Source organism: Pseudoalteromonas carrageenovora IAM 12662 (assembly GCF_900239935.1).
GTDB lineage: Bacteria > Pseudomonadota > Gammaproteobacteria > Enterobacterales > Alteromonadaceae > Pseudoalteromonas > Pseudoalteromonas carrageenovora.
Genome location: NZ_LT965928.1, coordinates 1,944,890 through 1,970,530, shown reverse-complemented (window position 1 = coordinate 1,970,530; position 25,641 = coordinate 1,944,890). Strand labels below are relative to the sequence as shown.

Annotated in this window: 21 protein-coding genes; 17 read left to right on the top strand and 4 right to left on the bottom strand. The window is 38.5% G+C overall.

Annotated features, from left to right (window positions below; all coding sequences use genetic code 11):
* Positions 1-72: 72 nt before the first annotated feature.
* The 4 genes from rlmKL to ALFOR1_RS08905 are packed head-to-tail and all read left to right on the top strand — an operon-like array spanning position 73 to position 6,120.
* A complete protein-coding gene (gene rlmKL, locus ALFOR1_RS08920; RefSeq protein ID WP_104642740.1) occupies positions 73-2,190 on the top strand; it encodes a bifunctional 23S rRNA (guanine(2069)-N(7))-methyltransferase RlmK/23S rRNA (guanine(2445)-N(2))-methyltransferase RlmL in 2,118 nt (705 codons plus the stop codon).
* Positions 2,183-2,422, top strand: coding sequence for a glutaredoxin family protein (locus ALFOR1_RS08915; protein ID WP_058550148.1), 240 nt, complete (start codon positions 2,183-2,185; stop codon positions 2,420-2,422). Before rlmKL ends, ALFOR1_RS08915 begins: the two co-directional genes overlap by 8 nt.
* Before the next feature lie 15 nt (positions 2,423-2,437).
* On the top strand, positions 2,438-4,354 hold the full coding sequence (uup, locus tag ALFOR1_RS08910) for an ATP-binding cassette ATPase Uup (RefSeq protein ID WP_058550147.1): 1,917 nt from the start codon (positions 2,438-2,440) through the stop codon (positions 4,352-4,354).
* An 11-nt stretch (positions 4,355-4,365) separates the two neighbouring features.
* On the top strand, positions 4,366-6,120 hold the full coding sequence (locus ALFOR1_RS08905) for a DUF3466 family protein (RefSeq protein WP_104642739.1): 1,755 nt from the start codon (positions 4,366-4,368) through the stop codon (positions 6,118-6,120).
* A gap of 67 nt (positions 6,121-6,187) precedes the next feature.
* On the opposite strand, the gene ALFOR1_RS08900 is transcribed toward ALFOR1_RS08905, so the two are convergent.
* Positions 6,188-6,697, bottom strand: a complete 510-nt coding sequence (locus ALFOR1_RS08900) for a DUF2062 domain-containing protein (protein ID WP_058550145.1) — start codon at positions 6,695-6,697, stop codon at positions 6,188-6,190.
* On the opposite strand from ALFOR1_RS08900, the gene ALFOR1_RS08895 reads away from it, so the two are divergent.
* From ALFOR1_RS08895 to tcdA, 7 genes are read left to right on the top strand one after another with little or no spacing between them, the layout of a single operon-like run.
* On the top strand, positions 6,677-8,944 hold the full coding sequence (locus tag ALFOR1_RS08895; protein ID WP_104642738.1) for a DNA internalization-related competence protein ComEC/Rec2: 2,268 nt from the start codon (positions 6,677-6,679) through the stop codon (positions 8,942-8,944). The two genes, ALFOR1_RS08900 and ALFOR1_RS08895, sit on opposite strands and share 21 nt — an antisense overlap.
* A 60-nt stretch (positions 8,945-9,004) precedes the next feature.
* Positions 9,005-10,750, top strand: coding sequence for a lipid A export permease/ATP-binding protein MsbA (gene msbA / locus ALFOR1_RS08890; protein WP_104642737.1), 1,746 nt, complete (start codon positions 9,005-9,007; stop codon positions 10,748-10,750).
* Entirely contained in the window at positions 10,747-11,727 is a 981-nt protein-coding gene (gene lpxK, locus ALFOR1_RS08885) for a tetraacyldisaccharide 4'-kinase (protein ID WP_104642736.1), read from the top strand. Before msbA ends, lpxK begins: the two co-directional genes overlap by 4 nt.
* The gene (locus tag ALFOR1_RS08880) at positions 11,717-11,914 is read left to right on the top strand and encodes a Trm112 family protein (RefSeq protein ID WP_058550141.1); all 198 of its coding nucleotides are present in this window, start codon (positions 11,717-11,719) and stop codon (positions 11,912-11,914) included. Before lpxK ends, ALFOR1_RS08880 begins: the two co-directional genes overlap by 11 nt.
* On the top strand, positions 11,902-12,663 hold the full coding sequence (gene kdsB / locus ALFOR1_RS08875; RefSeq protein WP_058550140.1) for a 3-deoxy-manno-octulosonate cytidylyltransferase: 762 nt from the start codon (positions 11,902-11,904) through the stop codon (positions 12,661-12,663). The genes ALFOR1_RS08880 and kdsB overlap by 13 nt, the downstream gene beginning before the upstream one ends.
* Positions 12,660-13,340 carry a TIGR01621 family pseudouridine synthase gene (locus tag ALFOR1_RS08870; protein WP_058550139.1) on the top strand — a complete coding sequence of 227 codons (681 nt, stop codon included), beginning with the start codon at positions 12,660-12,662 and terminating at the stop codon, positions 13,338-13,340. The genes kdsB and ALFOR1_RS08870 overlap by 4 nt, the downstream gene beginning before the upstream one ends.
* Positions 13,341-14,138, top strand: a complete 798-nt coding sequence (gene tcdA / locus ALFOR1_RS08865; protein WP_104642735.1) for a tRNA cyclic N6-threonylcarbamoyladenosine(37) synthase TcdA — start codon at positions 13,341-13,343, stop codon at positions 14,136-14,138.
* Positions 14,139-14,352: 214 nt separating this feature from the next.
* On the opposite strand, the gene ALFOR1_RS08860 is transcribed toward tcdA, so the two are convergent.
* The 3 genes from ALFOR1_RS08860 to ALFOR1_RS08850 all read right to left on the bottom strand — a co-directional run bounded on the left by ALFOR1_RS08860 (position 14,353) and on the right by ALFOR1_RS08850 (position 17,429).
* Positions 14,353-14,769 carry a SufE family protein gene (locus tag ALFOR1_RS08860; protein ID WP_104642734.1) on the bottom strand — a complete coding sequence of 139 codons (417 nt, stop codon included), beginning with the start codon at positions 14,767-14,769 and terminating at the stop codon, positions 14,353-14,355.
* Between the two features lie 33 nt (positions 14,770-14,802).
* The gene (locus ALFOR1_RS08855; protein WP_104642733.1) at positions 14,803-16,029 is read right to left on the bottom strand and encodes a SufS family cysteine desulfurase; all 1,227 of its coding nucleotides are present in this window, start codon (positions 16,027-16,029) and stop codon (positions 14,803-14,805) included.
* A gap of 113 nt (positions 16,030-16,142) precedes the next feature.
* Positions 16,143-17,429: a citrate synthase gene (locus ALFOR1_RS08850; protein ID WP_104642732.1), complete on the bottom strand. Its 1,287-nt coding sequence runs from the start codon at positions 17,427-17,429 to the stop codon at positions 16,143-16,145.
* 417 nt (positions 17,430-17,846) lie between these two features.
* Between ALFOR1_RS08850 and sdhC the strand changes: the two genes are divergently transcribed.
* The 6 genes from sdhC to odhB all read left to right on the top strand — a co-directional run bounded on the left by sdhC (position 17,847) and on the right by odhB (position 25,491).
* Complete coding sequence (gene sdhC / locus ALFOR1_RS08845; RefSeq protein ID WP_084554498.1) at positions 17,847-18,224, top strand: succinate dehydrogenase, cytochrome b556 subunit; 378 nt, start codon at positions 17,847-17,849, stop codon at positions 18,222-18,224.
* Positions 18,215-18,562, top strand: a complete 348-nt coding sequence (sdhD, locus tag ALFOR1_RS08840; protein ID WP_058550133.1) for a succinate dehydrogenase, hydrophobic membrane anchor protein — start codon at positions 18,215-18,217, stop codon at positions 18,560-18,562. Before sdhC ends, sdhD begins: the two co-directional genes overlap by 10 nt.
* A complete protein-coding gene (sdhA, locus tag ALFOR1_RS08835; protein WP_058550132.1) occupies positions 18,563-20,335 on the top strand; it encodes a succinate dehydrogenase flavoprotein subunit in 1,773 nt (590 codons plus the stop codon).
* Positions 20,336-20,345: 10 nt separating this feature from the next.
* A complete protein-coding gene (locus tag ALFOR1_RS08830; RefSeq protein WP_058550131.1) occupies positions 20,346-21,062 on the top strand; it encodes a succinate dehydrogenase iron-sulfur subunit in 717 nt (238 codons plus the stop codon).
* Between the two features lie 91 nt (positions 21,063-21,153).
* Positions 21,154-23,973: a 2-oxoglutarate dehydrogenase E1 component gene (gene sucA, locus ALFOR1_RS08825; RefSeq protein ID WP_104642731.1), complete on the top strand. Its 2,820-nt coding sequence runs from the start codon at positions 21,154-21,156 to the stop codon at positions 23,971-23,973.
* A gap of 3 nt (positions 23,974-23,976) precedes the next feature.
* Positions 23,977-25,491: a 2-oxoglutarate dehydrogenase complex dihydrolipoyllysine-residue succinyltransferase gene (gene odhB, locus ALFOR1_RS08820; protein ID WP_104642730.1), complete on the top strand. Its 1,515-nt coding sequence runs from the start codon at positions 23,977-23,979 to the stop codon at positions 25,489-25,491.
* The last annotated feature ends 150 nt before the right edge of the window (positions 25,492-25,641 follow it).

The window sequence follows — 25,641 nt, the reverse complement described above, 5'->3', positions numbered from 1 at the left end:
GTGTGTTTATGGCGCGTTTGTTCCCCAACCTATGTTATAATCCTGCGCAATTAGCTATTAAGGGTTATTACTTTGCAATTTATCGCACTTACTTCTATCGGAATCGAAAATTTATTGGTTGATGAACTAACAGAGCTTGGCGCAGTTGTCTCTAAGCAAAATGTGGGTTCTGTTCGTTTTGAGGCTGACTCATTACTGGCGCAAAAGGTGTGTTTATCAAGCCGTTTTGCTACGCGTGTGCTTATGCTTATCGAAGAAAAAGAAGGCGTTAACGACAAAGATAGCCTATACAAGTTTGCTCGCTTACAACCATGGCAAGAGTGGTTTGGTCCTACACAAACATTTGCCGTTGATTTTAATGGTACAAATGACTCACTTAAAAACACTCAGTTTTCAGGACTAGTGATTAAAGACGCCATTGTAGATTATTTCAATGATTTATATGAGCAGCGCCCAAATGTAGATAAACAAGATGCAAACGTGCGCGTTGTTGCGCGTCTTAATCGCCATGGCGTTTCAATGTATATTGACTATTCTGGCCCGCGTTTATCTGAGCGTGGTTACCGTCAAGGTCAAGGTAAAGCGCCAATTAAAGAACATTTAGCCGCTGCACTTATTAAACGAAGTGGTTGGCTTGATAATGTAAATCAACCTTTATTTGACCCATGTTGTGGTGCAGGCACTATTTTAATAGAAGCTGCGGGCATGGCACGCAATGAAGCCCCAGGTTTATTTAGAGAAGGGTTTGCTTTTGAGCGTTTGCCAAGCTTTAGAGCTGCTAAATTTAAACAACTTCGTGAAGAGCTATTAGCGCAAATTACCGATCCTAAATTATGGTTAATTGGTCACGATTACGATTCGCAGGTACTCGATAAAGCCATAGCAAATGCTGAGCGCGCTGAGCTTGATACTGTTATTAAATTTAAACAAAGCGATGCGACTAAATTAACACCCGTTGCTAAATTACCTGGGGTCGTTATTTCAAACTTACCTTATGGCGAACGGATTGGCTCTATGGCCGAACTCGTAAATTTACACCGTAGTATGGGTGTTGGTTTTAAAAAGCACTTTAACCACTGGAAACTTGCTTTACTGGGCATGGATGAGAGCTTATTTAAACTGTTAAAACTAGTTAGGCTTAAACGTTATAAGTTTAAAAATGGACCGCTTGATGTTGAGCTTAATTTGTATCAATTAGATGATAAGCAAGTTAGTTTAACGACGGAAGATAAGCCAGCACTTAACTTTGAAGGCTCTATGTCGTTTGCTAATCGTTTGAAAAAGAACAAGCAAGGGTTAAAAAACTGGCTGAAGCAAAATGAGGTTCAAGCGTATCGTGTATATGATGCTGATATTCCAGAATACAACGTAGCCGTAGATGTATATGGCGATTCGGCTGTTATTTTTGAGTATGCAGCACCAAAAGAAATCGATGAAAAAACATCAGATAAACGTCTTCAAGATGTGATTAGCTTAACAGCACAGCAGTTAAAAATTTCACCAGAAAACATTGCTGTAAAAGTACGTAAAAAGCAAAAGGGTGAAGAGCAATATACACCTATGGCAAAGCAAAATCGTACAATGGTAGTTGAAGAATTTGGCGCAAAATTCAAAGTTAATTTGTTTGATTATTTAGATACAGGCCTGTTTTTAGATCACCGTTTAGTACGTCGTTATATTCAAGAAAATGCTAAAGATAAACGCTTTTTAAATTTATTTGCGTACACAGGAAGCGCATCAGTGCATGCAGCGCTTGGCGGCGCAAAGGCTATTACTACAGTTGATTTATCTAAAACCTACTTAAAGTGGGGCCAAGATAACTTTGATTTAAATAATATAAGTAATACACGTTATCGTTTTGAGCAAGCCGATTGCTTAAAATGGCTTGAGCACGCAACAGCACAATACGATTTAATATTTTTAGATCCGCCTACGTTCTCTAATTCTAAACGTATGAAAGATGCATTCGATGTGCAAAGTGATCATATTAAGTTACTAACTTGGGTTAAAAAGATTTTAAGCCCTTCAGGTACCTTAATTTTTTCTAATAACAAGCGTGGGTTTGTTATGGATGAAGTAGGCTTAATTGGTTTAGGTTTAAAAGCAGTTAATATTTCTGAAAATACATTATCGCCAGATTTTAAGCGCAACAAAAAAATTCACAATAGCTGGTTAATTACGCATGGCTAAATGGGTTTTGTATCATACAGATGGATGCCACTTGTGCGAGCAAGCTGAGCAACTAGTTACTAATTTGCTTGATACCTCAAGCTCATTAGAATTGGTTGATATAATTACTGATGAGCAGCTTATTAACAAGTATCAAACACGTATTCCTGTATTAAAAAGTGAACAAGGCCTGCAACTATATTGGCCTTTTAGTGCACACAGTGCACGTGAATTTATGACGCAAGCAGATTAAGAGCAAATAAGAACTATGGATTTAATTAGAATTTTAAAAGCACAACTTGCCTTTGGCACTCATGCGTTACTTAATAATGCGGATGCTGTAATTGAAAGCGGTGAGCGAGTGTGTATTGTTGGCCGTAATGGTGCTGGTAAATCAACACTTTTAAAAATACTCGATGGCCAAGTTATTCTTGATGATGGTGAAATTAACCAATTAGGTGGATTAAAAATATCTCGCCTAGAGCAAGATCCACCAAAAGGCGCCAGTGGTACAGTATTTGATTACGTAGCCCAAGGTATGCCTGAGATTGCTAATTTGCTCATTGATTTTCATCATGTTAGCACGCAACTACAAACTGAATGTACAGATAAATTACTCAATAAACTTGAACGTTTATCAAATCAGTTAGAGGCGGCTGATGGATGGCGTTTTGATAGCCGTATTCAATTAGTATTAACGCAATTAGAATTAACACCTGAAGCAAAGCTTGAGTCTTTATCGGGTGGGTGGTTGCGTAAAGTTGCACTTGCTCGCGCACTTGTAAGTGAGCCTGATTTATTATTACTTGATGAGCCAACGAACCATTTAGATATGGCAAGTGTAATGTGGCTTGAGCAATTTTTAAAAGAGTTTAAGGGCGGCATTGTATTTATATCGCATGACCGTGCGTTTATTCGTGCTGTTGCCACTCGTATTTTGGACTTGGATCGCGGGAAACTTATATCTTACCCTGGTGATTACGCTACGTACCTTGAACAAAAAGCCCATGATTTGAAAGTTGAAGAGAGTCAAAATGCGTTGTTTGATAAGCGACTTGCCGAAGAAGAAGCCTGGATCCGTCAAGGTGTTAAAGCAAGAAGAACACGTAACGAAGGACGTGTACGTGAACTTAAGCAACTTAGAAACGAGCGTAAACAACGTGTAGATCAAGTTGGTAAAACAGATTTTAATATTGAAACAGCTGATCGCTCAGGTAAGTTAGTTTTTGAAGCCAAACATTTGAATCATGCATTTAAAGACAAAGTAATTGCTGATGATTTTTCTACTTTGGTTATGCGTGGTGATCGTATAGGTTTAGTGGGTCCAAATGGTATAGGTAAAACAACACTCTTAAAGCTTTTGTTTGGGGATTTAGAAGCCGATAGCGGTGTAATTAAGCAAGGTGTAAATCTAGAGTTTGCTTATTTTGACCAATACAGACAAAAATTAGATGAAGAAGCGACTGTTCAAGATAATGTGGCAGAAGGTAAGCAAGAAGTAATGATGGGCGGGCGTTCTCGTCATGTACTTGGTTACTTACAGGACTTTTTATTCCCGCCAGCTCGAGCTCGCACGCCTGTTAAAGCGCTCTCTGGTGGCGAAAAAAACAGATTGCTACTGGCAAAACTTTTCTTAAAGCCATCTAATATTTTGGTACTCGATGAACCAACCAATGATTTAGATATTGAAACGCTAGAATTACTTGAAGATATTATTAATCAATATCAAGGTACGGTCTTAATCGTTAGCCATGACCGCGAGTTTATTGATAATACATGTTCAAGTGTTTGGGCATTTGAAGGTAACGGTAAAGTAACGGATATCGTTGGTGGTTACAGTGATTATGAAGCCTATGTTAATTATCTTGCTGAACAAGCTAAAACAGCACAACAGCAGCCTGTAAAAAAAATTGAAAAAACAGCGCCTGAACCTGTAGCTAAAGCAGAAAGTAAAAGCAATAAACTCTCTTACAAATTAAAACTTGAATTAGAGCAACTACCAAATAAAATGGAACAACTTGAGGCTGAAGTAGAAGCTCAGCAAATAATTGTGAGTGACCCTGACTTTTTTAAACAAGACAGTGACGTTACCACTAAAGCATTGAACCATTTAGCACAACTTGAGTCTGACCTTGAAGCTGCCTTTGAGCGCTGGGAAGAACTTGAAGAATTAAAGAATCAGTAGTAAGGACTAAAATGAAATATAAATTACTCGCTGCCAGTATTTTAGCGACATTAAGCACATCTGCAACAAGTGCTACTTACCAGTTAAGTGAATTAGGGACTCTTGAAGACGCTAAATATTCTTACGTATCAGATGTAAGCGAAAGCGGGCATATTATAGGCTTTGCAAACGGCTTATATAACTTACCAATCGATACCAGCTACATAGACTTCGGTGAAAGTGTAGTTGAAAGTGCATACGACAGCGAAGAAGCGGCATACGAACTAAGTGATAAAGAAATTACATTTACACTTGATGATATTGATAATAATGATGCTGTAAGTACAAACCCAGATGCCCATAGCTTTATGGTTAGCTTTTTATCGAGTTCTTCTTTAGGTATTTCAACTAACTTTGAATACCAAAAACTAAGCTCTTTAATTGGGGTTGTATTTTCAGATGAGCAAGTAACAGAGCAACCGTTATTTGATATAGCATCTGTCGATTATGACGGCCTAACACGCTCAACAACAAATATTTTTAATGCAGTTAGTGAAGATGGTGTAATGGTTGGTTGGGGCAGTGCGCCTTATGACAAAGTATCTTTTACACCTGATGACGAAGACGATGCTGAAACATGGTTCACCCATGAGTTTATTGAACGTGGTGTCGTGATAAGTTCAAGTGGCGTACAAGTACCTCTAGAGCCAGAATTTAATGAATATGGCGGTACGAGTCGCGCAAATGATATTATTAAAACGAACAGTGGCTACACAGTTGTAGGTAATGCATCTATCGATATTCCACTTGAAAGAGAAGAAGATATCGAAGATAACTGTGATAATGAAGATGAGCCAACATCCGTTTGTATTAACTTATTAAACTCTAATATTTCTCGAGGTTTATTTAATAAACGCGCAGTTAAGTGGGAGCTTGATGAGTCTTTAAATATCACTTCATTTGAAGAGCTAGGCTTAGCGCTTGCTCCTGATGAAGATGAAACTGAAGACGATGCATTTACAAGTACTGCTTTAGCAATAAATGAAAATGGTGTAATTGTAGGTTCTTCAAATACACGTTATTACAAAGATGACGATACAATTATTACTATGCCTGTATATTTTAAAGATGGGGCAGTAACTGATTTTATAGATCAGGAAGATGATTGGATTTCTGGTAGTGCAGTTGCCATCAACGATAACGACGTTATAACTGGTAACGCAGTTAAATTTATTGAGGGTACAAGAAGAAGTAAATTTTTCTATCATGATATTGAAACGGGTAATACTGTGTTTCCAACAGATTATTTCTCAAGTTCAAGCTCATACGGTAATGATATAAACAACCAAGGTTATATTGTTGGTGAAGGTGAAGTAGGTGTTTCTGATAATACACGCCGAAAAGAAGCCTTTATTTACAAAATTGGTGAAGATACCATCACTAATTTAAATGATTTATTGCCTTGTTATGATACTGATGGTGAAACTGACTACGGTTACACTATGGTAGAAGCAACATCAATTAATGAAAATAATGAAATTTTTGGTACAGCGACTAAAACGGTTGAAAAACGCGATACTTTAGGTGGTATTGAAACCGATGTTAACGGTGAAATTGAATACGAAAGTGTTGCAATCGCGGTAAAACTTACGCCTATTGCTAATGGTGAAGTAGAAAATTGCGCTGCACCTGAGGCTGAAGAGTACGAGCGTAGCTCTGCAAGTTTCCCTTGGTATACATTATTACTATTACCATTAGTTGGCTTAAGACGTGTATTTCGATTCTAAGCACTAAAATATTAGTTACAAAAAAACCAACTTAATAAAGTTGGTTTTTTTTCGTCTATAATAAATATTAATTATTTTTACGAGCGAGCCATGCCTTTTTAACAGAGCGGCGCCAAATTATATCAATACCAAAATACGCGATGATAGAAGCTATGGAAGCACATACTAAAGAGCCTAATAAGAATGCCGGGCCAATAGTTTCAATACTTTGTAAAAACCACTCCCAACTCGCTTCAAATACGAAGTGTTGCTCAGGTTGGTTTAGAATTAAAGTACCCACTAAATACGAACCATAAAAAATAGGCGGCATAGTCAAAGGGTTGGTTAGCCACACTAAAGCAACAGAAATAGGCATATTAACTCTAAATAATATAGCGCCAGCTGCGGCTAAAACCATTTGAAAAGGGACAGGGATGAAGGCAAAAAATAACCCGACTGCAAACGCGCCTCGTGCGGAGCGTCTATTTAAATGCCAAAGATTTGCATCTTGCAATAGGCGTCCAAATATTTTTAGCATTTTATGATGCCTAATTGTATTTGGATCAGGTAAAAATCTTTGGATCGTTTTTTTAGCCATTTAAAGCAACCATTTACATCTGTGTGGATATGTCTTGGGTTTGTAATTGGTTGTGTAACAACCGTATTTTATTACCAAACTCTCGAATTCACAATATTCACAATTTCCATTGTTATTGTAAGCGCTTATTTTAAGCCGTTTTCAAACGTATTGTTAGGCTTTATTTGCGCAATTTGCTGTGTAGGTATCAATTTTTATGCTTTTTATAGCTTTGAAATACCAAAACAGGATGAAAAGTATGCGCTTAGTTCTACTGTCAAAATTGAAGAGATAATTTCTTCTAAAGCACCTCAATATATAAAAGTTAAAATCTTATCTTTAGAGACAAATACATTCTCGCGTTTTAGAGCTCCAAAAGCTTTGCTGAGTGTAAATACACAAGATGTTTTATACGTAGGTGATGAGTTTTCTGCTTCACTAAATTTGAAGTATTTTAGAAGTAATAAGAACTTTTATGTATTTGATAGTGAGCGCTATGCATTTATAAATAGAATTTTATTTAAAGGTAAAGTTCTTAATAAAAAGTTAGAAATAAAACATAACAATAATAAAAGCTTAATTTTAAGCTATCAAAATTTTTTAAAAAACACCTATAAGCATACAAAGTTGCTGTGGCTTTATTATGCTCTTCTTAGTGGAGATAAGTCTTTAATGAGTTTTGAAGACAAACAACTTATGCAATCACTTGGGCTAAGTCATTTATTAGCTATATCTGGATTGCATATAAGTTTGATTTTTGGCTTGGCTTATATATTTACGCGCTTTGTGTTTATAAAAATAAACCTGTTATTTGATCAATCAAAAAATTTATCTATTTATTACAGTCTTTCAGGCTTTTTAGCCGCTTTTATATATGTTTATTTAAGCAACTTTTTAGTGTCAGCGACACGTGCGTTAGTTATGTTAGCGTGTTATTTATTACTGTACTTTATCGCCAAACAGCCTCTTCGATGGCGAAGTGTTTTATTCGCGCTTGTGATTGTTCTTGCAATAAACCCATTTTATTTATTGAATCCTGGACTCTATTTTTCTTTTTTAGCCGTCGCTATTATTTTTATTGTTATCAGCAAATTATCAATAACAAATACGCGTTTAAAAAGTAAAGTACTGGCTTTAATTGTCATTCAATTTGGCTTGTTTTGTGGGTTACTGCCACTATCTTTATATTTTTTTAATGGAGTGAGCATAGCGGGTTTGGTTATCAATTTAGTGGCAATTCCAGTGCTTTCAATAGTTATTTTACCCTTATTAATCGTGTTTACTCTCTTAAGTAGTTTTATAGATATAAGCTTAATAATTCAATTTTTTGACCATGGGGTACATCATTTATTTAATCTACTTAATCAGATACCTGAAGTACTTAGATGGCTTAGTACTGGGCAAGTGAGTTTAACTTTTGTTGTATTTTCGTACGCTACAATGCTGCTATTGTATTTATTACCTTATAAGTGGTTGGCTCTATTACCTATTGCTGCAATTACGTTTAATTATTTTGTAAAAAATAAGCCTTTGTGGCAATTACATGTTTTTGATGTAGGCCACGGGTTAATGGTTTTAATTGAAAAAGATAAACACGCATTCGTTTATGATTTTGGACCCAGCTATTTTAATCGATACAGTCGTACAAGGAGTATTTTATTACCTTATATAAAAGCTAATAAATTAAACGTGGACACTGCCATTTTGAGTCACGAAGATAATGACCATGCTGGCGGGTTAAAGCATTTTATAGATGCAGGATATAAAACAACGCTTATGCAGTTTCACTCTAAAAGTATAAGTGATGCATGTGATGAAAAAAGTATAAATTTTCGAGGGTTAACAGTACAAACTTTTAGCAGTAGTAAGTTTAATAACGAAAATGATGATTCATGTGTAGTTAGGGTATTTAATCATAACCACAGTGTATTACTTACGGGTGATATATCTAAATCTCGAGAGGCTCTACTAGTTGCTTCAAAAAATCACTTGCAAAGTACTGTAATGTTGAGCCCACACCATGGGAGCGATACATCATCGAGCAGTGAATTTATTAATGCGGTAAAACCTCAATTTGTTATTCATTCAAGTGCTTACAAAGGTCAGTGGGAATTTCCAAAGCCTTCTGTAGTAACGCGCTATAAAGAGGCTGGCTCCAAACAATTTACAACAGGTAAACTTGGACAAATAACTGTTAAATTTTATTCACATGATTTGGTTATAGAAACAGCAAGAGAGCAGGAAAGTTATTGGTTTATCAAAGATTGACGTTTAGTTTTCTCTCATCGGAGGATACAATACAGGTTGTTACTGTATTTAGAGAGTGTTATGGATCAAAGTACTACACAAATATATAAACGTTTGATTTCTTACGTTGGCGATTACAAGACTGTCGCTATCGTCGCAATTATAGGCATGATTGGATATTCAGCAATGGACGCTTTATTTATTCAATTAATGAAGCCGTTTATTGATCAAGGCTTAAATCAACGTAATACAGAAGTTTTAAAGTACGCACCTTTTGTAGTAATAGCGTTAGTATTAGGGCGTGGTATTTTCAACTTTATGTCTTCTTATTGTTTAAGCTATGTAGGTTCACAAGTAGTTCGCTCTTTGCGCCAACAGTTATTTGAGCACATACTCCATTTACCTGTGTCCTTTCACGATAAAAACTCAACCGGTGATTTAATTTCAAAAATCACTTTTGACACAGAACAAGTTCAGCAAGCAATTACTAAAGCGTTACTTATAGTTGTACGCGAAGGGGCTTTTGTAGTCTTTTTACTGGGTGTAATGTTTTATACCAGTTGGAAGCTTTCACTAATATTTTTAGTCATCATTCCACTTGTAGCGGTAATAGTTGCTGTAGTATCTAAACGCTTTCGCCACATATCTAAAAATATTCAATCCGCTATGGGGCAGGTTACCCGTAGTTCTGAGCAAATGCTTAGCGGCCATAAAGTGATTCATGGATTTGGCGGGCAAGACCAAGAAGTAAAGCACTTTTCAAAGATCAATAACCATAACCGCCAGCAGCGAATTAAAATGGATGCGACAAAAGCGTTAAGCGTATCAATTATTCAAATTTTAGCAGCAAGTGCTATGGCCGTTATTTTATGGGCCGTATCGCTACCATCAATGATTGATACTATTACGTCTGGTGATTTTATGGCGCTTATTGCATCTATGATGATGTTACTTCGCCCACTTAAACAACTTGCTAACGTTAATAGTGATATGCAGCGTGGTATTTCTGCCGCGCAAAGTATTTTTTTAGTGTTAGATGAAGACATTGAAAAAGATACCGGCACCGTTTCAGTCGATAAAGTTAAAGGTTTAATTGAAGTTAAGAGTGTAACTTTCAAGTACCCAACTAAAGATGAAGCCGTTTTAAACGATTTATCTTTAACAATTAAAGCTGGTGAAAATATAGCGTTAGTTGGTCGCTCAGGGTCTGGTAAATCAACTATTTCAAACTTGTTACCCCGCTATTATGATTTACAGCTACCAAGTGAAATTTTGCTTGATGGTATTCCTCTACAAGATTATAAATTAACAGATTTACGCCGCCAATTTGCTTTAGTATCACAGCAGGTGGTGCTGTTTAACGACACGATTGCAAATAACATTTGTTACGGTATTCAACGAAATGTATCTGATAAAGAATTAGATCAAGTAGTTAAACAAGCCCATGTTTGGGAGTTTGTAAAAGATTTACCAGAGCAGCTTAATACAATGGTGGGTGAAAACGGTGTAATGCTTTCTGGTGGTCAACGCCAGCGAATAGCTATAGCTCGCGCAATTTTAAAAGATGCGCCAATTTTAATTTTAGATGAAGCTACATCTGCACTAGATACAGAATCTGAAAAATTAATTCAGCATGCGCTTGATACATTAATGAAAGATAAAACGTCTATTGTAATAGCACACAGGCTTTCTACTATTGAAAACAGTGACCGTATTTATGTAATTGATAATGGTCGTGTTATCGAAAGTGGTGACCATAATACCTTACTTGCTAATGACGGCACTTACTCAGCATTATGTAAAATGCAGTTTGGTGATCAGGCGTGAGTAAAATAGAACAAAGTTGGTTTAAACCATTTGGTCTAATCACGTTTTTGTTATTACCATTAAGTGCTTTGTTTTGGCTCATTTCGTCAATTCGCACAATTTTATACAGTTATAATTTATTAAGTGGTTTTGCATGTAAAACCCCCATTATTGTTGTTGGGAATATTAGCGTAGGTGGGAATGGTAAAACCCCATTTGTGTTATGGCTGTATGAGCATTTAACTAAGCAAGGTTTATCGGTTGGTATTATAAGCAGAGGTTATGGAGGGCAATCTGATAGTTACCCGTTACTAGTAACTGATAACATAACTACGCTTCAAGCTGGCGATGAGCCCATACTTTTATATCATCGTTTAAAATGTCCGATTTCTGTAGGACCAGATCGTCAGCAAAACATTGCCCTATTAGAAGAAAAGTATAAGCTCGATGTCATCATCTCAGATGATGGAATGCAGCATTACAAAATGCCGCGTACTATTGAATGTTGCATTGTTGATAGTCAGCGCCGCTTTGGTAATGGCTTATTGATGCCAGCGGGGCCGCTACGTGAAACAACAAAGCGTTTAAATAGCGTAGATATTGTTATTGAAAACGGGGGTGATGCAAACAATAGCTATCAATTGCAAACGAGTGCTCTTTGCTCAGTTAATTCGGGTGGTGAAACTAAAACTAAAATAACCCAAGCACATGCAGTCAGTGCAATTGGTAATCCACAACGATTTGAAAACTCTCTTAAAGCACTGGGTATAAAGTTATTATCAACCCATCACTTTAGAGACCATTATGCTTACAGTGCTGATGATTTTGAGCAATTTGGTGAGCAGAGCATAGTAATGACTGAAAAGGATGCGGTAAAGTGCCGCTCTTTTGCTAAAGCTAACTGGTATTATTTACCAGTCGATGCAAAGCCTACAGATATTGTTATAGACAAATTAAATTTATTATTAAAAGAAAAAGGAATACTAAATGGCCTTTGATACAAAGTTACTTGAAATAATTGCTTGCCCAGTATGTAAGGGAAAATTACGTTTTGATAAAGATAATAATGAGTTAATTAGCACAGCAGCTAAACTTGCTTATCCTGTACAAGACGATATTCCAGTATTACTTGAAAATGAAGCCCGTGAGTTATCTTTAGAAGAGATTGAAAAGTGGAATTCGTAGTTATAATACCTGCTCGTTATGCATCTACACGCTTACCAGGTAAGCCTCTTGCTGACATATGCGGTAAGCCTATGGTGCAACATGTATATGAAAAAGCCTGCTTATCGGGTGCGAGCAAAGTTGTTATAGCAACCGATCATCAAAAAGTATTTGATGAAGTCAGTCGTTTTACGCGTGATGTTGTAATGACTCGTGAAGATCATCAATCGGGTACTGAGCGTTTAGCTGAAGTTGTTGATTCATTAAAACTTAATAGCGATACGATTGTAGTTAATGTTCAAGGTGATGAACCATTGCTAGCGCCAGAAAATGTATCTCAAGTGGCTTCACTTTTAAATGATTCAAGAGCACCAATGGCCACGCTTAGTGTTGCTATTGAAGAGCAAGATGAAGTGTTTAACCCAAATGCGGTTAAAGTGGTCAGTGACATAAATAAAAATGCATTGTACTTTTCACGAGCGAGCATTCCGTTTGATAGAAATGCAATGATGACAAAAGGTAGTGAGCTTCATTTAGCCCCTTTTCAGCGCCATGTGGGTATTTACGCTTACAGGGCTGGGTTTATTAAGCAATATATTGAATTGAGCACCTCTCCTTTAGAGGTTTTAGAGTCACTTGAGCAGTTACGTGTTTTATACCATGGTTTTAATATAAAAATAGAGCAAGCTCATGTTACGCCACATGCAGGCGTCGATACGCCTGAGGATTTAGAAAAAGTAATAGCCTATTTAAAAAGTAGCAATGCGTGAATGACCTTTTGTACACACCCTTGAATATTATTTTTACACATAGCGACTTTTATATATTCGAAAAGCCAGCAGGGCTAAATTTTCATTCTGAAGATGGCCCTGGCCTCGTTGTACTCGCTGAGCAGCAAACGGGCGAAAAGTTATTTGCTGTTCATCGCCTTGATAAAGTCACATCTGGACTCATTATTTTAGCGCGAAATAAAACATCTGCGGCTAAGTTTACAGCTTTGTTTACAAACCACGCTGTTGATAAATATTATCTTGCTGTTAGCGATGCTAAGCCTAAAAAAAAGCAAGGTTGGATAAAAGGAGATATGGCTAAATCTCGTCGTGGTATGTTTAAACTTCTTACTAGTAAAGTAAACCCTGCCATTACACGTTTTTATTCTTTAAGCTATAAAGCTGGTTATAGAGCTTATATTTTAAAGCCATATACAGGTAAAACACACCAGCTTAGAGTGGCATTGAAAAGTTTAAGTGCTCCCATATTAGGAGACACACTTTATGCGGGTTCAACTGCTCCGCGTACTTATTTACACGCATTTGCATTGAGTTTTGAATGGAAAAGTGAGTGTATGCAATTTACTTTATTCCCCGACGAAGGGGATGAATACAAAATATTAAATAAACATCAAGATTTTAAGGCTTGGCAGTCGCCATGGCAATTGGATTGGTAAATGAGTGAAAAAGTAACTGATATCCGTTTTGGCGGTATTAAACGTTTATATGGTAACCAGCAATTTGATTGGTTACAAGAGGCCCACTTTTGCGTTATTGGCATAGGTGGAGTAGGAAGTTGGACCGCTGAAGCTTTAGCGCGTACAGGTATCGCTAAAATCACACTTATCGATTTAGATGATATTTGCGCAACTAATATAAACAGACAAATTCACGCACTTAGCGGGACTGTAGGTCAAGCTAAAGTAGATGCGATGAAAACTCGCTGCGAACTGATTAATCCTGAGTGTGAAATTAACGTAATTGATGACTTCATTACTCTTGATAATATTCAAGAGCACATTCAAGGTTTTGACTATGTGATTGACTGTATAGATGCAGTGAAAGAAAAAGCCGCTTTAATTGCTCACTGTAAGCGTAATAAACTACCTATTATTACAACGGGTGGGGCAGGCGGGCAAACAGATCCTAGCCAAATTACTTTTGGTGATGTAGCAAAAACTACGCAAGACCCACTATTAGCTAAAGTACGTTACATATTACGTAAGCAATATAACTTTAGTACCAACCCAAAACGCAAATTCAATGTTGATTGTGTTTATTCTACAGAGCAGCTAGTCTATCCTGGAAGCGATGGTAGTGTTTGCCATGCAAAGCAAAGTGCAGATGGCAGTATGAATATGGATTGTAATAATGGTTTTGGCTCTGTAACTATGATTACAGGGAGTTTTGGTTTTTTTGTAGCAGCTAAAGCTATCCGAAAATACTTAGATAAAAAGCAGCGTTTGCAGGCTTAATACCAATCCGCTTAGTTAAGTGAGCTATTTTGAGGTTAAAAAACGTGTTGATAGCTGGGAAAAAATTCGCTATTTGGTTGTTCTCGGCAATCGCTCCTGCATTGCTCTACCTTCTGCATCTATGCAGTCGTATATGAGAGTTTTTTAACGCAGGCAGTGACACGTTTAGCCTGGTAAAATGATTAAGTGTTATTGCGGATTGATATAAACTTACTTAGCTTATTTTTTTTTGCGCCATGGTTTGAATTTTATCAACCATGGCTTTTATCCCATTACCACGCGATGCACTTAAGTGGCTAATAAGACCTAATTTATCAAATTCTTCGTACGCATTTATATTCACTACTTGCTCAGGTGTGAGTCCATTATATAACGCTAGAATAATCGCTAATAAGCCTTTTACAATGCGTGTATCTGAGTCGCCAATAACAACTAACGTATTTTCTTTTAAATCAAACTCAACGAACATCCACACCTTGCTTTCACAGCCGGGTACTAATGCATCCTCTGTTTTCAATACATCAGGTAATGCGGGTAAAGTTTTACCTAATAGCATTATTTCACGGTACTTTTGCTGCCAGGCAGAGGCTTTTTCTATAGATTCGGTGACTTTTTTAAACGTATTTGTCATGAGTTATCCTAATTAATTCTATAAAAGTGACGTTTAATCTAATAAAGCGATACATTCTTTAAGCGAATTGATGAATATATCAACATCTTCATAGGTATTATAAAAACAAAAACTGGCTCTTAGCGTTCCATTAAGTCCTAAATGAGCCATAAGTGGCTGAGTGCAATGGTGTCCAGCTCTCACTGCAACCCCATAACCGTCAAGTAATGTTGCCAAATCGTAAGGATGTTCATCTTTAAAATTAAAAGATAGCGTACCAATATTGTCAGATAGGTTGCTGTAAATTGTAATACCTTCAATGGTTACCAGTTGTTCAGCCGCATACTTAAATAATTCTTGTTCATACCTGTGTAACTCAGAGCTTTGTATAGCGTTTAAATAATCCAAAGCGGCAGAAAAACCCATTACGCCAGAAATATTAGGAGTACCAGTCTCAAATTTTGCAGGTGCCGGGCGATAAGTACTATGGGTAAGGTATACTTTATCTATCATCTCCCCACCAGTTTGATATACATCTAATGAGTTTAGCGCTTCATACTGCCCATAAAGTACACCTAAACCTGTAGGGCCAAGCATTTTATGGCTTGAGCAAACGTAAAAATCACAATTTAATTTACGCAAATCAGGCTTTAGATGCATTGCACCTTGGGCACCGTCTATTAAAACAAGTGAATCAACGTTCTTTGCAGCCGTAATAAGAGGCTCTAAATTGGTGATATTACCAAGCGTGTTAGATGCTTGTGTGATCGTTAGTAAGCTAGGTTTAGACTGTTTAATAAAATCACAGCATTGCTTAATATTTAATGTACCATCATGATTAACTGGAAGGGCTATTAATTTAGCCCCTGTTTGCTCACTAAGAACTTGCCACGGCACAATATTGGCGTGGTGTTCAAGGGCAGAGATGATAATAGTATCGTTTTTACTAAGACGGTTTCGCAGACCATTACTAACCAAATTTATTGCTTCAGTGGCTCCCTTAGTCCAAACGATTTCTTTACTTAATACATTGAAATACTTTGCTGTTTTATCACGAGCTTGTTCGTATAAAGTTGTTGCGTGTTCGCTTAATGTATGGCGTCCACGATGTACGTTTGCATTTTGACTGGTATAAAACTCGTTTATTACGTCTATGACTGATTGGGGCTTCTGCGTGGTTGCTGCAGAGTCTAAATAAACAAGCTGATTATCATTTATTGACTGCTTTAAAGTAGGGAAATCATTTCTAATCTTATTAATATTAAATTCTAAAGCAGGCATAGCTCTTCAACATGGTCATTTTAAGGCAGGAATTGTAATGGGTTTATTATAATACTCAAGTATTGATAATAAAAAAGGCCGCAAAAGCGGCCTTTTATGCTAATGCACGCTAATTAGCGCTTATCAGTAGGTACGAAGTCACGTTGAGTGTAACCCGTGTACATTTGACGAGGGCGGCTGATCTTGTGACCAGGCTGAGATAACATCTCATCCCAGTGAGTGATCCAACCAACAGTACGTGCCATTGCAAAGATTACAGTGAACATGCTTGTTGGAATGCCAATCGCTTTTAAGATAATACCTGAGTAGAAATCTACGTTAGGGTATAGTTTTTTCTCAACAAAGTATGGGTCTTCAAGTGCTATTTGCTCAAGCTTCATTGCAATATCAAGAAGTGGATCTTGAATGTTAAGCTCAGCTAAAACTTCATGACACGTTTGGCGCATTACTGTAGCACGTGGATCAAAGTTTTTGTAAACACGGTGACCAAAGCCCATAAGGCGGAACGGGTCAGCTTTGTCTTTAGCTTTTGCTACGTACTCATCAATACGATCAACAGAGCCAATTTCTTCTAACATGTTTAAACATGCTTCATTAGCGCCGCCGTGTGCAGGGCCCCAAAGTGAAGCAATACCAGCAGCAATACATGCGTATGGGTTAGCACCTGATGAACCTGCAAGACGTACTGTAGACGTTGATGCATTTTGTTCATGATCTGCATGAAGCATAAAGATTTTATCCATAGCTTTTGCAGTTACTGGGTTAACTTTATATTCTTCTGCAGGTACAGAGAACATCATATGCAAGAAGTTTTCTGCGTAGCTTAAATCATTACGTGGGTATACAAACGGTTGGCCGATATTTGTTTTATAAGCCATAGCTGCAATAGTAGGTAACTTAGCTACTAACTTAATTGCGCTTGTTTTACGTTGTTCAGCGTCAGTAATATCAAGGTCTTCATGATAAAAAGAAGATAGTGCGCCAACTACACCACATAGCATTGCCATTGGGTGAGCATCAAAGCGGAAACCTTGGAAGAAGTTAGCAATTTTCTCATCTAGCATTGTGCTGCGAGTAATTTGCTTAGCAAAAGCGTCGTATTGCTCTTGCGTTGGTAACTCACCATTTAATAGTAAGTAACAAAGCTCAATGTAGTTTGAATCTTCAGCTAATTGCTCAATTGGGTAACCACGGTGTAGTAGTACACCTTTACCACCATCGATGTAGGTGATTGCAGATTCACAAGAACCAGTCGACATGAAACCTGGGTCATAAGTAAAGTGACCATGTGAACCGAGTGTACGTACGTCGATTACATCTTGGCCAGCAGTGCCTTGATAAATTGGAAGTTCGATTGGATCTAGCCCATCAATCTGGACTGTGGCTTTTTTATCTGCCATCTATGTATCTCCTATTAAGATATCTATTCTGATTTTTAGATTTTAAAGTTCTGAAATCTGTTTTAAGCACATCTTCGCATTTTAACGTGAAAGAGGGGGTTAAAGTCAATTTTTATAAACATTATGCATATATGTATAATAAATATTCGGTATTAATTAAATATAATACTATTGGCTAATTCGCAAACATCTATAAATAAACAAGAATTGTAAAAAGCCCTGTGGGTATATATACTAACGGTGGTTTTAAACCGTATTGACTTTGGGTAAACAAATTTTTACAGCTAATTTTTTACAGCTTTGTGAACTTTAACTGTTTTGATGCGTTTATTTTGATAGTTCCACCAGTAATATTTGGTGGGTTTTTAGAAAAACAAGTAGATGAGCTCCACTGTGAGCAAAGATGGGCAAGTAACTGTGAAAAAGCAAAGACCTGTAAATCTAGATCTAACAACTATATCTATGCCGGCAACGGCTAAAGCTTCAATTTTTCACCGCGTCACCGGTGTTGCATTATTTTTTGCTTTAACGTTTGTCATTTGGGCTTGGTCTGAGTCTCTTTCTTCAGCTGAAGGTTTTGAATTCGTCAAGGGTCTGTTTAGCGGATTCATTGCCAAATTCATAGCTTGGGGCACCCTTTCTGTATTGGGTTATCACTTAATTGGTGGTATCCGTCACATCATTATGGATATGGGTCATTGGGAAGAACTTGAATCAGGTAACCTTAGCGCTAAAATTGCAATGGCACTTGGCGTTGTATTTGCCGTATTGGCAGGGGTGTGGATATGGTCTTAAATCAAGCAACTCTTAAACGTGATGGTGTACAAGATTTCGTATCTTTACGTACCACGGCACTAATAATAACTGCGTACGCGATTTTTATTATTGGCTATTTTTTAGCGACGCCAGAAGTCACATTCGAAGCCTGGACAGGCCTATTCTCTAACCTAGCAATGAAAGGGTTTACGTTAATTACCCTTATTTGCATTATGGTTCATACCCACATTGGCCTTTGGCAAGTTCTTACAGACTATGTTAAGTGCGCAAAGCTTCGTGCTGCATTAGGGTTTGTTTTAAACCTTATGTCACTTGCTTACGTAGCTATTGGTCTAATCGTTTTATGGGGTGTTTAAGTGAAATATTCTGTTCGTGAATTTGACGCCGTAGTAATTGGTGCCGGTGGTGCAGGTATGCGCGCTGCTTTAGCAATTACAGAATCTGGCAAAACGTGTGCATTAATCTCTAAAGTATTTCCAACGCGTTCACATACTGTATCTGCCCAAGGCGGTATTACAGTGGCGCTTGGTAATTCACACGAAGACAACTGGGAATGGCATATGTACGATACCGTTAAGGGCTCCGATTTTATCGGTGACCAAGACGCTATTGAATATATGTGTCAAACTGGCCCAGAAGCTATTACAGAATTAGAGAACATGGGCTTACCATTTTCTCGTTTTGAAAATGGCCGTGTTTACCAACGTCCTTTCGGTGGTCAATCGAAAAACTTTGGTGGCGAGCAAGCCGCTCGTACTGCAGCAGCAGCTGACCGTACTGGTCACGCATTATTACACCTTCTTTATCAACAAAACGTTAAAAATAAAACAAATGTATTCTCTGAATGGTATGCACTTGATTTAGTTAAAAACGATAACGGTGATGTAGTAGGTTGTACTGCAATCGAGATTGAAACAGGTGAGATCACTTTTTTCAAATCAAAAGCAGTAGTATTAGCAACAGGTGGTGCAGGTCGTATATTTGCATCAACGACTAATGCTCACATTAACACCGGTGATGGTGTTGGTATGGCAACACGTGCTGGTATTTCTATGCAAGACATGGAAATGTGGCAGTTCCACCCAACGGGTATTGCGGGGGCTGGTACGCTAGTAACTGAAGGTTGTCGTGGCGAAGGTGGTTATCTTTTAAATAAAGATGGCGAACGCTTCATGGAACGTTATGCTCCTAACGCAAAAGACTTAGCGTCTCGCGATGTTGTAGCACGTTCAATGATGACAGAAATCCGTGAAGGTCGTGGTTGTGATGGTCCTTGGGGTCCACACCTTAAGCTTAAACTTGACCACTTAGGTGAAGAAACGCTTAATCTGCGTCTACCTGGTGTATGTGATCTTGCTAAAACATTTGCTCACGTTGACCCAGCTAAAGAACCAATTCCAGTTATACCAACATGTCACTACATGATGGGTGGTGTACCTACTAACGTAAATGGCCAAGCGCTACAAATCGATGCTAACGGCAACGAAAAAGTAGTTGAAGGTTTATTTGCTGTTGGTGAGATTGCATGTGTATCGGTACACGGTGCAAACCGCTTAGGTGGTAACTCACTACTTGATTTAGTGGTATTTGGTCGTGCTGCAGGTAACTTCCTAGGTAAATACTTAAATGATGTTGAAATAACTAAAGCAGCATCTGAGTCTGACTTAGAAGCATCTCTTGCTCGTTTCAACCGTTGGGAAAGTTCAACGGCTGGCCAAGGTGAAGATCCGGTTCAAATCAAAAAAGACTTACAGCAATGTATGCAGCTTAACTTCTCGGTATTCCGTGAAGGTGATTCAATGGCTACAGGTCTTACTGAGCTTAAAGAAATTCGTGAACGTCTTAAGCATGCTCGTCTTGATGACAAATCATCAGACTTCAACACGCAACGTATCGAATGTCTTGAACTAGACAACTTAATGGAAACAGCTTACTCAACTGCAGTAGCTGCAAACTTCCGTACAGAAAGCCGTGGTGCACATTCGCGCTTTGACTTCCCAGATCGTGATGACGAAAACTGGTTATGTCACTCAGTATTTAATCCGGTAACGGATGAAATGAGTAAACGTGATGTAAACTATGCGCCTAAAACGCGTGAAGCTTTCCCACCTAAAGCACGTGTTTACTAGGAGATAGACGATGGCACAAGTACAGTTTTCAGTTTATCGTTATAATCCAGATGTTGATAACGCACCTCGTATGCAAGAATACACCTTGCAAACCGAGGAAGGTCAGGACATGATGGTTTTGGATGCACTTTTACTTTTAAAAGAGCAAGATCCAACATTATCTTTCCGTCGCTCATGCCGTGAAGGTGTGTGTGGATCTGACGGTGTTAACATGAATGGTAAAAATGGTCTTGCATGTATCACTCCTTTATCTACACTGCAAAAAGGCGGTAAAGGTAAAATAGTAGTACGTCCACTTCCTGGCTTACCAGTGGTTCGTGACCTTGTTATTGACATGAGTCAGTTCTACACTCAATACGAAAAAGTTAAACCATACCTAATTAATGACGAGCCTGCTGCAGGCGAACGTCTTCAATCAATTGAAGAACGTGATAAATTAGATGGGCTTTATGAGTGTATATTATGTGCATGTTGTTCAACATCGTGTCCTTCGTTCTGGTGGAATCCAGACAAGTTCATCGGTCCAGCAGGCCTTCTTCACGCATACCGCTTCTTGGCTGATAGCCGCGATACGGCAACTGAAGAACGTTTAGCTGACTTAGACGATGCGTTCAGTGTGTTCCGTTGCCACAGTATCATGAACTGTGTTAGCGTTTGTCCTAAGGGTCTAAATCCGACCAAAGCAATTGGACAAATCAAATCTATGTTATTAAACCGAGCGGTTTGATTACTTAGTAAACGTAAGATGGCTAATAATTTTTATTAGCCATCTTGTTATGATAACTATTAATTTCTGCGCTAAAGAAAAGGGCTTATAAATGCACGAAGGTGTGATGAAGGCATGGCTAGAATCTTCACATTTAAACGGCGGTAACGTTGCTTATGTAGAAGAGCTTTATGAAGCGTATTTAGACGATGCGACTTCTGTGCCAGAAGAGTGGCGAGAAGTGTTCGAACAATTACCTAAAGTAGATGGTGTGGATGTTGAAGTAAAACATTCAGAAGTTCGCTCACAATTTGCACAGCTTGCTAAAAACAAGCATAGAGAAGTGGTGGTAGCAGAGGGAAGTAGCTCTGACCTTAAACAGGTTAAAGTACTTCAACTTATTAATGCTTTCCGTTTTCGTGGTCACCAAAATGCAAACCTAGATCCATTAGGTATTTGGCAGCGAGAGCGTGTACGAGATTTAGAGCTAGAGTACCACGACTTATCTTCAAGTGATTTTGACCGCGAGTTTAACGTAGGTTCGTTTGCCGTAGGCCGCGATACTATGCCTTTAGGTGAACTATACCAAGCGCTTAAAACTACATATTGTGGTTCTATTGGTGCTGAGTATATGCACATCACATCGACAGAAGAAAAGCGTTGGTTACAACAGCGTTTAGAATCTGTTCAGTCTAGGCCTAAATTCGAAAAAGATGAAAAGCTACGTATCCTTAAAGGACTAACAGCAGCTGACGGTCTTGAAAAATATTTAGGGGCTAAGTTCCCGGGTGCTAAGCGCTTTTCACTGGAAGGTGGTGATGCGTTAGTTCCTATGCTCAAAGAGCTTATTCACCGGGCAGGTGAAAGCGGCCAGCAAGAAGCTGTTATAGGTATGGCTCACCGTGGTCGTCTAAATGTACTTGTTAATGTACTTGGTAAAAATCCATCAGAGTTGTTTGATGAATTTGCCGGTAAACACAAAGATACATTAAGCTCTGGTGATGTTAAATACCACATGGGTTACTCGTCAGATTTTGCGACCAAAGGTGGCAACGTTCATATGGCGCTTGCATTTAACCCATCTCACCTTGAGATTGTTAACCCCGTTGTTATGGGCTCTGTACGTGCACGTCTTGACCGCTTAGGCGATAGTTCAGGTATTAAAGCACTACCAATCACAATTCATGGTGATTCTGCGGTAACGGGTCAAGGTGTTGTACAAGAAACATTTAACCTGTCTCAAACAAACGCATTTAGCTGTGGTGGTAGTATACGTATAGTTGTAAATAACCAAGTTGGTTTTACAACATCAAAACAAGATGACGTACGCTCTACAGACTACTGTACTGACATTGCAAAAATGGTTCAGTCTCCTATTTTTCACGTGAACTCTGATGACCCTGAAGCAGTTGCATTTGTTACACAAATTGCACTTGATTTCAGAAATCAGTTTAAACGTGACGTAGTAATTGATCTAGTTTGTTACCGTCGCCATGGTCATAACGAAGCTGATGAGCCAAATGCTACACAGCCTCTTATGTATCAAAAAATCAAAAAACACCCAGTGCCTCGTTTAATCTATGCTGATCAGCTTATGTCTGAAGGCTCATTCACAGAAAGTGAAATTAAAGCACTGGCTGATGATTACCGTAATGGTTTAGATGATGGTAACTGTGTAGTTGAAGAAATTCAGCCAGAGACATCACATTCTTCTGATTGGGCTAAATATGTAGGCCATGAATGGAATGTTGATTATGACGCTAGCGTACCAGTAGAAGAGCTTAAAGCACTGGGTGAGAAAATAGCTTCTTACCCAGAGCAATATAAAGCTCAATCTCGCGTTAAAAAGATTTACGATGATCGTAAATTAATGGCAAACGGTGAGAAACCACTTGATTGGGGTATGGCAGAAACACTTGCTTATGCAACAATTGCAACTGAAGGCACTGATATTCGTTTAACAGGGCAGGATTCAGGTCGTGGTACGTTCTTCCACCGTCATGCTGTTGTACACAGTCAATCTGATGGCGCAACTTACACACCTCTTCAACATTTGAGTGAAGATCAAGGTACTTTCCAAGTATTTGATTCAGTACTTTCTGAAGAAGCCGTGGTTGCTTTTGAATACGGTTATGCTACAGCAGAGCCTACTTCATTAGTACTTTGGGAAGCACAATTTGGTGACTTCGCAAACGGTGCACAGGTTGTATTTGACCAATTCTTAAGTTCTGGTGAGCAAAAGTGGGGCCGTTTATGTGGTCTTACAATTTTGTTACCACATGGCTACGAAGGCCAAGGCCCAGAGCATAGCTCTGCGCGTCTTGAACGCTTTTTACAACTATGTGCGGATCATAATATGCAAGTATGTGTTCCTTCTACACCAGCACAAGTTTACGCGATGTTACGTCGTCAATCAGTTAGACCGCTTCGCCGTCCACTGATTGTTATGACACCTAAGTCATTGCTTCGTCATCCTCTTGCGACTTCATCGCTTGAAGAGCTTTCGCAGGGTGTTTTTCATAATATGATCGACGAAATCGATGATATTAACCCTGAAAAAGTAGAACGCGTTGTATTTTGTAGTGGTAAAGTTTATTACGAGCTCTTACAAGAACGCCGTAAACTTGAGCAAGACAATGTTGCTATTGTTCGTGTTGAACAGTTATACCCGTTCCCACATGACGAAATGCAAACGATTATGGAGCGTTACCAACACGTAACTGATTTTGTTTGGTGTCAAGAAGAGCCGCAAAACCAAGGTGCATGGTATTGTTCGCAACATCACTTTATTGATGCAATCCCACAAGGTGCTAAATTAAAATATGCAGGGCGTAAAGCCTCAGCATCACCAGCGTGTGGTTACATGTCAGTACATACTAAAGAACAACAAGCGCTCGTTGCAGACGCGCTTACTATAGAAAATAAAGGATAAGCAATGAGCACAGAAATTAAAGTTCCTGTTCTTCCTGAGTCGGTTGCAGATGCTACCGTTGCTACATGGCATGTAAGTGTTGGCGACAAAGTAAGCCGTGACCAAAACTTAGTAGACATTGAAACAGATAAAGTGGTTTTAGAAGTAGTTGCACCAAATGACGGTGTGATCACTGAAATTTCACAAGAGGAAGGTGCAACGGTACTTGGCGATCAAGTTATCGGTTTACTTGGTGATGCTGATGCAGCACCAGCAAGTGATGACTCTGACAAAGAATCTGCACCAGCTAAATCAGAAGACGCGCCAGCGGCGCAATCAGCACCAGCATCAGAAGGTAAAGAAGTGGATATTAAAGTACCTGTACTTCCAGAATCAGTTGCAGACGCAACAGTTGCTACATGGCATGTACAACCAGGTGACGCAGTTACACGCGACCAAAACTTAGTAGATATTGAAACTGATAAAGTTGTTCTTGAAGTAGTAGCTCAAGAAGACGGCATTATGGGCGAGATCATCAACGCTGAAGGCGATACTGTCCTTGGTGAGCAAGTAATCGGTTCTGTTAAAGCGGGCGGCGCACCGGCTGCTCCTGCTGCTAAAGAAGAAGCGGCTCCTGCTGCTGACTCTGGTGACAGCTCTGATGTATTAACTCCATCAGTTCGTCGTTTAATTGCTGAAAAAGGCCTAGATGCTTCTAAAATCAAAGGTACTGGCAAAAATGGTCGTGTAACGAAAGAAGATGTTGATACTTTCTTAAAAGCACCTGCACCATCAGCTAAGAAAGCTGAGGCTGCGGCTCCAGCTGCACCAATGGGCGATCGTACTCAAAAACGTGTACCTATGACACGTTTACGTAAAACGATTGCTAACCGTCTTCTTGAAGCTAAAAACTCTACTGCAATGTTAACTACGTTTAACGAAGTTAATATGAAGCCAATTATGGATCTTCGTAAGCAGTACCAAGAAGTATTCGAAAAGCGTCACGGTATTCGCTTAGGCTTCATGTCTTTCTACGTGAAAGCAGTAACAGAAGCACTTAAACGTTTCCCTGATGTAAATGCATCAATTGATGGCGACGATATCGTCTACCATAACTACTTTGACATCAGCATTGCTGTTTCTACGCCTCGTGGTTTAGTAACACCAGTACTTAAAGATTGCGATAAGCTATCAGTTGCTGAAATTGAAAAAGGTATTCGTGAACTAGCACTTAAAGGTCGTGACGGTAAGCTAACGCTTGACGATATGACGGGTGGTAACTTCACTATTACAAACGGTGGTGTATTCGGTTCGTTACTATCTACGCCTATCATTAACTTGCCACAGTCTTCAATTTTGGGAATGCACAAAATCCAAGACCGTCCAATGGCAGTAAATGGTAAAGTTGAAATTCTTCCTATGATGTATTTGGCACTTTCTTACGATCATCGCCAAATAGATGGTAAAGAATCTGTTGGTTTCTTAGTAACTATTAAAGAGTTACTTGAAGATCCAACTCGCTTATTACTGGATGTTTAATCAAGTAGTATGAAATGTAAGCTGTGAACCACAATTCACAGCTTTTTTTTTGCGCCTTTGGTCTTACTGGGGTTTTCATGTTAAGCCTTGGGATCTATACTAGGTGCGCAATTTGGGATAGTTGTTTATTGAATAAATATTCAGCTCTTT